We start from the raw sequence: 8,289 nt of genomic DNA, 5'->3' as shown, positions 1-8,289 counted from the left end.
CGTCCGCGCATACCCGTGACCTCACCTGACCACCGCAGGGAAAGCGAATCACAACCATGCCGCGCCGGGAAGGGTGTTTTTCAGCAGCCTGCTAGACGGCGAGCCGGTGTCTCGTATCAATGCGGATCTCACCGCGATGGCGATTAACTTAACGATGGCACGTCGGCTGCGAGAAAACTACGGAGCTGCTTTTCAAGGGCCGGTCAAAGTCGGTCCTTTTGACATTCCTGGCCAACTTGCCCGCGAATGGCTTAAATCGCCAGTTAATCCAAATGGAAAGGGAAACTTGAAGGTTGTATTTCCGTGGGCAAACGGCATGGATTTAGTACGGCGTTCATCTGATACGTGGATCGTCAATTTTTCCAATATGGAAGAAGAACAAGCTTGTCTGTACGAAAAGCCGTATCACTATGTAAAGGAAACTGTAAAACCAATTCGTGATGTCAACCGCGATAGGCAGAGACGGGAGAATTGGTGGAAGCTTGGCCGCTCTGGAGCAGAATTGCAAGCAGCCCTGAAGCCATTTTCGCGCTATATCGCCACTCCACGAGTGTCCAAACACCGTATTTTCGTTTGGCTTGACCGAGCTACTGTTCCCGACAGCGCCCTTGTCGCAATCGCTCGCGACGACGCGACCACATATGGAATTCTACATAGCCGTTTCCATGAAGCATGGACTCTAGGCCTTTGTACTTGGCTCGGTGTAGGAAATGATCCCCGCTATACCCCCAGTACGACGTTCGAGACCTTTCCCTTTCCGGAAGGGCTGACGCCCGACATTCCCGCGGCTGACTACGCCGAGAACCCGCATGCTAAGGCTATCGCCCAAGCTGCTGAGCGACTGGACATCCTCCGGCGCAACTGGCTCAACCCGCCTGACTTAGTTATGACTGTGCCCGAGGTAGTGCCCGGCTTCCCCGACCGCATTCTACCTAAGGACGCCGCCGCAGCGGCGATCCTGAAAAAGCGGACTTTGACCAACCTCTACAACGAGCGTCCTGCGTGGCTGGTGAATGCTCACCGGCAGTTGGACGAGGCGGTGGCTGCTGCCTATGGCTGGCCTGCTGATCTGACCGATGATGAAGTTCTGGCTCGATTGCTTGATCTGAACTTGGCTCGTGCCGGCGCTGAGGGTGCGCCAGAACTGGTCGAGGTGGAGCTGGAGATGGTCTGAACAGGTAACGCTATGTTCCATCAATAGGGCCGCTCTCATAGAGCGGCCTTTTCAATTGACCTCGTCCCTGCCCGCACCAGTCCGGTAGCGGGCTTTTTCATGCCTGCAAGGAGGTTCTCATGCCCGACTGGTTTCTTCAGACCCTGGGCTACGCGACACTGTATGCCCTCGTCGTCAAGGCCATCCTGGCGTCAACCCCGACGCCGCCGGCAGATCGCTGGTACGGCAAGCTCTATCGGCTGGCCGAGTGGTCCGTGCTAGTGATCGGTCGCGTCAAAGAGGGTGCCGGCAAATGATGGCGATCCTCTCCATCCTCGGCACCCGGAGCGGCGGGGTCGGCGCCCTTGTAGCGATCGGCGTGCTGGCCATCGTGTCGAGCGCGCTGGGCCTGTCCCTGTGGCTGACGCGCTCCGACCTGGCCGATGCGCAGGCCAATGCCGCGCGGCTCGAGGCGGCCGTCACCGAACAGAACGCGGCGGTCGAGCGCATGCGCAACGATGCCGCGGCGGCAAGCCAAGCCGCATCCGCTCGCGCCGTGGCTGCCTTGAAGCCTCGCCCGAAACCCGATCTCAAGACCGCGGAGGATCTGAACTCATGGCTCGCATCGCCCTGACCGCAGTCCTGCTGCTGGCCGCCTGTGCCTCCGATCCTGTGCGGGTGGAGGTGCCGGTGGTCCAGCGGGCGGTCCCGCCGGCCGAGTTGCTGGCACCCATCCAGACGCCGGGCCGGATCTTCACCGCGCCAGGCGCAGCGTCGGTCGCCTGTCTTGATCCTGCGGGGAGGGATTCCCTCGTCGGTTACGTCGACCTGCTCCGGCAGAGGGTGTCTGCGTGGGAGGGATGGGCGGCGCCGTGATATAGCTGCAGCGCGCCGGACAAGTTGTCGCAGTTGAGTGGCGTGCAAATGTATGGCAGCAATGCAACCACCCGTTCGGGCCTTGCACCCGGGCCAACCGGAGCGACGTGGTGAGTCAGCGCCGCGCCGGTTGGGTGTCTGTCGTCCTCTGATACCGCCCGCATGACGTGGGATGGGGCCACCAGTGCCTTGGACGGGGATCGCGTCACGGCGATGGGGTGATCCGGACACCCCGCCGCCCTGCTGGAGGAGGTCTTCGCCATGATCGGTCGCCTGGGTTTTGTCCTCCACCTTGCTGGCTACGGCTTGGCGCTGTTGCTGCTGGTCTCCGGGCTAGTCGTCGCCATGGATTGGTCGGTGGCTCGGGCCGCGCCCTCGCCATGGGCTTTCGCCGGCGCAGCGGTCGTGGCCTTGCTGGCGGGTCGCGCGGCGCGCCACGTGCTGGCTGGACGGTAGCGTGTCTGATCGGCAGATGGAGTGCCGGTGTGGCGCCGGACATCGCGCACAATCGACGCAGGATCGAGGGTCAGGCCGCCGATCGACACGGACACCCTCATGAGCCTGCTGGTGCCGATGCTCGGGCTGGGGGCCTACCGGACCTACGAGAAGGTTAAGGGGTGGCGCGCTGACCTGTGGCGAGGGCCGCTCCCGGCGAGCGGCCCTTACGCTACCCGCCTTGACCACGGCCAAGGGCCTTCATGCCTGAGTTGATGCTCTCTACTATAGAACAGACGGCAAAGACCCGGATGACCGTAAAAGGCCCCTCTGGATTGCATGCGTCGCGTTTACGGAAGCTGTGCGCTTTGACGATGTTCTTCTAGCTATTGTTCATGACAAGACGATTGATGACCTGGATTGGACACAACACAAAAAGGCCGACAAAGTGCGGGTTGTGAAGCTATAGTGGGACGGTAACCTCCGAAGTCAACCTCGGAATATCTTTGCGTCAGGGATCTGCCCGCCTGATGTAAGCGGGCAGATCAAATGTCGTGGTCAGCCCTCCAGGCAGCTGCTCATGAACGTTTTCCGGTCCTCCCCGGTTTTTCCCACTAGACGCCTCGACCATGGCAGTGCCTATGTGCGAAACCGCTTTCCTCCATCGGCGAGGTGACGATGGCCGTCGGGTTGAGGTGTTCGTTCCGCATCCGGTCGACGCCCATGGAAAACCTCGCCAACACGTTGCTCAAGATCAGCTGCAATTGGTAGTTCTTAATTCATTGCTAGTACGATGAGGTGGGGCTAAAGGTGCCCTCGTAGTCTTCCCAAGGATAGACAGATAGGCGCTCTTCTTTCGTTGTCATAAAAGCAATCTGGCATATCACCGTAACTACGTCTTCTAGGTATGAAAGGACGTCTACTTTCCCGCTACCTTCATGAGCGAAGTCATTTCTCTCCTTTTTAAGTCTCACCATGCGTCTCGCTGCGTGGTCAAGCACCAAATTTCCCGGCACGGCGAAGTGCTTTCCAAAAGCCTCACAGGCTTTGTCTAGCTGCACACTATCGCGCAAATCAGCGAAACCTTTCACATCTTCATGCCACGCCTTATTTTTGTTGATGCTTCCCGGGTTAATAATGTCGACGACACTATTCCCATAAACTTCGAGAATCGTAAACAGGTATGATGCGGTAGCTTTTTCAAGTGGAAAGGACCCTATGTTCTCACTAATTGACTCTGGCGCCAGCGGCAAATCTGTTTTTACTATTTTATCGTCATCTTCTTCCTGGGCTGTTCTTATATTTACGGATGTAGCCAGAACACCTGTTCCCGTTATATCATAGTCAACATGCAGTTCTGCTTCAAAATCCTGATAGCTCCTTTCCGCTTTGTTGATTATATATCGATGGATGTCATATGTGGCCTTAATTCGCAAAATCTCTTCAATAGTACTTACAGTTAACTTCAGAACCTGTATTTCTTTATCTGTGAACGTACGCGTCATTTAAACCTCCGGCCACTCGCCATCAAAGAACTAATAAATTAATGAGGGCATCTTTTAATTGTCAAGGTGGTGACGCTGGATGGTTGAACACGAGCGTCACCAAACGGTCAAACTTCGACGAGCGGTGCGCCGTCGCCTAGGCAAAGCGGTCGATCGCAAGGAATGGTGCCACCAACGTCAACAGTGCGTTCGCTGCGACCATCCACTTGATGATACGCAACTGGGTAATGGCTTGGTCGATGTGCCGAGTGGTCATGGACGGGCACCATCTGCCGAGAGATAGGGTGCTGGGGGAGCAGATGCCTTTGCGGCCCCTCTCATACGTCCCGAACCGTCACCCAGCTTTCCAGAAGCTAATGCCCTGTCGCCTGCTGTTCAACAGCATCCGCCAGCCGTTCCACCTCCTGAATCACCTTCCAGAAACGGCGGACGGCGAGATCATGCTGTTCGCTGGGAGGTTGGCCATAGGAGCGGTTCACCGCGACGTCGGGCCAAAGCGCGGCAAGCTTCGCCGCAATGCCGCGCATGCCGGCCGCCGGGATGCTGAAAAGTTCCGCTTCCAGCTCCGCACGCTTGTCATTGCGATCTTCCTCGACCGCAGCATAGGGCTGGCCGCTGGCGGCCAGATCCTCGTGGTGGCGCTCGTTTGCCACGAGCTGGGAGAGGAGGGTGGAGAGCCTGGCGTCGGTTGTCATTTGATTCCTCGACTCGTTACGGGGTTGCAACGCCAAGGGCAGGTGCCTGCTTCCTTGCGCCAAGCCTGTATGAAAATGGGGTTTCAACGTTAGAAAGTGGTAACCTGCTCGTTCTTGACGGTCAACCAAAAAAGGGTAGTCTGACGCCAAAATCTTACAGAGGCGGGACTGACATGTTTGCGTTGCGAGGTGAGCAGATCCGGGCCGGGCGGGCGCTGAAGCGGTGGAGCCGCAAGCAGTTGGCACAGGAAGCAAGCCGCTTTCACCCGGTCTCGGAGGAGACCATTCGGGATTGGGAGGGGATCGACGGCGTGATCAATGCCACAACCGCCCGAGCCAATGCCGTGGTGCGCGCCTTCGATGAAGCTGGAGTGGAGTTGCTTAACCACGGTGCTCCTGGTGCTCGGTTGCGATCGGTTGAGCAATCGTGATGTGAAGACAACGCTAGATCAATTGAATAAGGCCGGTCTTAAGTACAAACAGGACTATTTGTCGCTGGGTGGGACTATTTTTATTGTCTCTGTGACAAATATTATCTTCTTTGACAATCTCATGGTTTGTTGTGTGATAGTGCGTTCATCGTTATTGGCAGTGGAGGCTGATCGTGCGGATCAGTAAAGTTTCATTTCATCTGACAAACTACTACACGCTTATGAAATTCAAGAAAGTGAATATGAAGGAGAATAACAACATAATACGTGATATTGAGGAAGATGCGTTTGAACAAATGGAGCGAGCACTTTCTGTAAAGTCACCAACGCCGGAAGATATTAAAGCACTGTTATTGTTCGTTTATAACCGAAAGCCAAAATGGTTTAAGGGTAACAGGCCTGAATCTCGGGCTCTTCGCTTGATATTGGCTGAAAGCCCTGATTGAGTTTATGGCGGATGGGCGGGCGCCTTCACGGGATCCAATCCACCTCGAAGCGCACCCACCCCTTCATGCCACACTGACCGCATCGAAGGAGCGGGGCCAGCTGGCGCAGGTTCGCGTCTGGCCCTTGCTTCGCGGCGAATTCGAAGGGGTCGAGTTCGGTCTTCCGCTTGCAGGCCTCACACACGACCGTCAGCACGGCGACCGGCCGCACCATGTCGCGGAGCCGGATCGAGTAGAAGGGTAAGACCGTGTTCTTGTTTCGTTCTGACATGGGATGGAGGATGGAGCGGGGCAGGGCGCTGGTCAAGGGCCGGCGCGATTCGGCTCATTGCCCGGCTTTCGTGGTCGTGTAGCCATGCGTTAGCCGCGCTTAACGATGTTCCTACGGTGTAGGAACGCGATAGGGACCGTGATAGAACCTGCGGAGAAAAGCGGTATAAGCATATGATTTTGCTTTGTAATTCACTGTCAAGTTCGAATCTCGTCGGGTCCGCCATTTTTTTCAATGGGTTAGCTGGTCCGGGATTTTGAGGCCTGCGCGCAACTCGCGCGCATCTCAGTCCTGGAGCCGGCCGTCGGGCTTCGGCTGTGGGAGCATCGCGGAGATTCCGCGTTGCCACTCACTCCTTATATAGGGCCATGCGACCCGGTACGCCAGAGCGCTAAACTTCTGCTGCAGGCGGTGGTCTCGCACGCGTTCAGCGCCGCACCCCAGCCAGCCACTCTCGGGTTGTAGACTTCAGAGCCCTTCGACCGCATCCGCTTCACTCTCGCCCAAGGTGTCGAGAGGGATGTTCTCAGCCTGGTGTGTGAAACCAATGTTCTCCGGACGATCTCCGGTTTCCCGGCCTGCCTTGCGCACCGCGTCGCGTAGCATGAGTTGGTGCTCCGGCAGCAGCATGGAGCGTCCGTGGACCAAAGCGGCCTGCCATTTCGGGCCGCGCTCCCAGGCTTCGAGCCAAGCGTCCAACAAGTCATGATGGCGACGCCCTAGGGTCAGCGCCTCGATCAGCACGCCGGCTTGGTGGATATCCTTGTCGCGCTTGGCTTGCCCATTGTTGTCGGTGCGTCTGCGCGTCGCGACGATCAGCTTGTGCAGCGCGTATCGCTCGGGTGCTGGGACGCGCACCGGGATCCCCGCCTTGTGCAGCAGCACGCTGCGCACCGGGTTGTGGAGCAAGTAGTCCAGGAAGCGGAGTCGCACGGCCGCAGCGCCGCCGAGCGCCGGCATCTGGGCTGGCTCGCTCTGGGTCAGGAACTCGACCTCAATGTTCCTCGCCCGATATTTGGTGGCGAATCGGCCATCCATCTGGTGCGGAATCTCTTGGAAGGAACTTTCCACAGACCGCAGCACGTCGAGGACCGGTGGCAGACTGTCTTCCACCAGCAGCGAGATCGAATGGAACTGCGCTACATCGATGTCCGTCGTCATCAGGGCCGGCATCGGCGGCAGCACGCCGATCAGCCCGGCATAGGTCTGGAAGGCGACCGTTCCGACCAGGACGCAGCGGAGCCGGAAGGCCCCCGCCCGCCACAGCGCCTCCACCACCTCGCCAACCACCGGATCAGGTGTCGGCAGGCCCGCCGCCTTGAGGGCGCCGACCATACGCCGCCGTTCCCTGAAGCTGGACTTGATCTGGTGGAAGCGCTCGACCCGCTGGGTGACGGCGTCCTCGCGCGCCGGGCCGACGTAAGTGACATACTTGGCTCCGGCCTGCCGGTAGTAGCCGTTATAGTACCAGTACTCCTGACCGTTTCGTCTCCGCTTGGAGAAGGAGCCATTCTCCGGATAGGCCTCATCGAACTCGGCATCGAGGCTCCGCTGCTCGACCTCGGCGAACATGGTCTGAATCGGCAAACTGATCGTGTCGAGCATGGCGGCATCTCGCCTGTGTTGGTAAAGGGAGAGTTATACCAACACAGGCAAGTTGTCATGTGTGCCGCTCGCTCATGAGCACCGCTGTGCGCATCAGCTGGTGCCCCGTCGGCTTCCACGCGCGTAGCGCTGGAAGGGCATCGCTCATGTCCGGCGTCGGCCGCCCGCGCTGGCGAAGCCATGTAGCCGCATCTGCAGCGCCGAGCGTCAGCTGGCGCGCCACTTCCAGGACGGCATCGGCACTACATGGTGGCGGGTCCGAGCCCTCTTCGGCTACAATCCGGAAGCCCTGTGGCTCACGAGATGTCGCCACGTACAGCCAGACTTTCTCCGGCGGCAGGTGCGGCAACATCTCAACGATCGTCAATGCGACATCGAATGGTTCTGTATCGTAGCTCATCACCAGGCTGCGTATCAATCTGGCCTCCCTCGGTAGTCGAGCATCATGTATCCTGCTGTCCGAGCATCATGTTGTAACTGCGTGGCGGTGCGGGGATGGCCATGATTGATGTCGGTGAGATCGTCGTCATTCTCGGCGACCAACGATTGTTCGCGGGTGTCGACGGCGGCCGGATTGTTGACGCATGGACTGTCAACGCCCTCGGTTATTCATCGCGCGCGGAGGAAGAGGTGCGCGCAGCCATTGAGCGGATTGACGGTTCACCGATGTTCCTCCGTAATTCTGGCGGGGCGCGTCCTCGCGAGCTGTCGAGCCACGAGCGGATGTGGGCCTTGTCGCAGTTGCGCGCGCGTCTGGTCCTCGCGAAGATCGACCGGGAGGCCGCGGCGCGCCATCCCGAGCAGACAGCAGAGATTGAGCGGATGCTCGGTGAGCGCGACGGGGCTGGCCTGGACTGATCCCCAAAGATATG

The 8,289-nt window shown here is 58.6% G+C and carries 14 protein-coding genes; 8 read left to right on the top strand and 6 right to left on the bottom strand.

The genetic code is table 11. The features are described 5' to 3' along the window. Positions 1-73 precede the first annotated feature (73 nt). From J2850_RS27585 to J2850_RS27565, 5 genes are all read left to right on the top strand, one after another. The gene (locus J2850_RS27585) at positions 74-1,174 is read left to right on the top strand and encodes a DNA methyltransferase family protein (RefSeq protein WP_209989461.1); all 1,101 of its coding nucleotides are present in this window, start codon (positions 74-76) and stop codon (positions 1,172-1,174) included. A 119-nt stretch (positions 1,175-1,293) separates the two neighbouring features. Continuing rightward, positions 1,294-1,470, top strand: a complete 177-nt coding sequence (locus J2850_RS27580; RefSeq protein ID WP_209989458.1) for a hypothetical protein — start codon at positions 1,294-1,296, stop codon at positions 1,468-1,470. Then, the gene (locus J2850_RS27575; protein ID WP_209989455.1) at positions 1,467-1,787 is read left to right on the top strand and encodes a hypothetical protein; all 321 of its coding nucleotides are present in this window, start codon (positions 1,467-1,469) and stop codon (positions 1,785-1,787) included. Before J2850_RS27580 ends, J2850_RS27575 begins: the two co-directional genes overlap by 4 nt. After that, complete coding sequence (locus J2850_RS27570; RefSeq protein WP_209989453.1) at positions 1,769-2,029, top strand: hypothetical protein; 261 nt, start codon at positions 1,769-1,771, stop codon at positions 2,027-2,029. Before J2850_RS27575 ends, J2850_RS27570 begins: the two co-directional genes overlap by 19 nt. Positions 2,030-2,290: 261 nt before the next feature. Beyond that, the gene (locus J2850_RS27565) at positions 2,291-2,485 is read left to right on the top strand and encodes a hypothetical protein (RefSeq protein ID WP_209989450.1); all 195 of its coding nucleotides are present in this window, start codon (positions 2,291-2,293) and stop codon (positions 2,483-2,485) included. 537 nt (positions 2,486-3,022) lie between these two features. On the opposite strand, the gene J2850_RS32400 is transcribed toward J2850_RS27565, so the two are convergent. From J2850_RS32400 to J2850_RS27550, 3 genes are all read right to left on the bottom strand, one after another. Next, the gene (locus J2850_RS32400; protein WP_370878971.1) at positions 3,023-3,079 is read right to left on the bottom strand and encodes a PsiF family protein; all 57 of its coding nucleotides are present in this window, start codon (positions 3,077-3,079) and stop codon (positions 3,023-3,025) included. A 170-nt stretch (positions 3,080-3,249) separates the two neighbouring features. Further along, the gene (locus J2850_RS27555; protein ID WP_209989447.1) at positions 3,250-3,969 is read right to left on the bottom strand and encodes a hypothetical protein; all 720 of its coding nucleotides are present in this window, start codon (positions 3,967-3,969) and stop codon (positions 3,250-3,252) included. Positions 3,970-4,322: 353 nt separating this feature from the next. Further along, positions 4,323-4,664 (bottom strand): hypothetical protein, encoded by a 342-nt coding sequence (locus J2850_RS27550; protein WP_209989444.1) that lies wholly within the window; start codon positions 4,662-4,664, stop codon positions 4,323-4,325. A gap of 173 nt (positions 4,665-4,837) precedes the next feature. Here J2850_RS27550 and J2850_RS27545 point away from each other — a divergent pair, with 173 nt between their 5' ends. Together J2850_RS27545 and J2850_RS27540 are read left to right on the top strand one after the other, a co-directional pair. After that, complete coding sequence (locus J2850_RS27545) at positions 4,838-5,095, top strand: helix-turn-helix domain-containing protein (protein WP_209989441.1); 258 nt, start codon at positions 4,838-4,840, stop codon at positions 5,093-5,095. A gap of 173 nt (positions 5,096-5,268) precedes the next feature. Continuing rightward, on the top strand, positions 5,269-5,541 hold the full coding sequence (locus J2850_RS27540; RefSeq protein ID WP_209989438.1) for a hypothetical protein: 273 nt from the start codon (positions 5,269-5,271) through the stop codon (positions 5,539-5,541). A gap of 25 nt (positions 5,542-5,566) precedes the next feature. Here J2850_RS27540 and J2850_RS27535 read toward each other — a convergent pair whose 3' ends face one another. The 3 genes from J2850_RS27535 to J2850_RS27525 all read right to left on the bottom strand — a co-directional run bounded on the left by J2850_RS27535 (position 5,567) and on the right by J2850_RS27525 (position 7,835). Beyond that, the gene (locus J2850_RS27535; RefSeq protein WP_209989435.1) at positions 5,567-5,848 is read right to left on the bottom strand and encodes a hypothetical protein; all 282 of its coding nucleotides are present in this window, start codon (positions 5,846-5,848) and stop codon (positions 5,567-5,569) included. Between the two features lie 432 nt (positions 5,849-6,280). Next, entirely contained in the window at positions 6,281-7,417 is a 1,137-nt protein-coding gene (locus J2850_RS27530; RefSeq protein ID WP_209989432.1) for a nucleotidyltransferase family protein, read from the bottom strand. A 55-nt stretch (positions 7,418-7,472) separates the two neighbouring features. After that, a complete protein-coding gene (locus J2850_RS27525) occupies positions 7,473-7,835 on the bottom strand; it encodes a hypothetical protein (RefSeq protein WP_209989428.1) in 363 nt (120 codons plus the stop codon). Positions 7,836-7,912: 77 nt separating this feature from the next. Here J2850_RS27525 and J2850_RS27520 point away from each other — a divergent pair, with 77 nt between their 5' ends. Continuing rightward, positions 7,913-8,275, top strand: a complete 363-nt coding sequence (locus tag J2850_RS27520; RefSeq protein WP_209989425.1) for a hypothetical protein — start codon at positions 7,913-7,915, stop codon at positions 8,273-8,275. The last annotated feature ends 14 nt before the right edge of the window (positions 8,276-8,289 follow it).

It is taken from the genome of Azospirillum picis (assembly GCF_017876115.1).
Lineage (GTDB): Bacteria > Pseudomonadota > Alphaproteobacteria > Azospirillales > Azospirillaceae > Azospirillum > Azospirillum picis.
The sequence above is the reverse complement of the archived record's forward strand: the minus strand, read 5'-3'. Positions and strand labels throughout refer to the sequence as shown.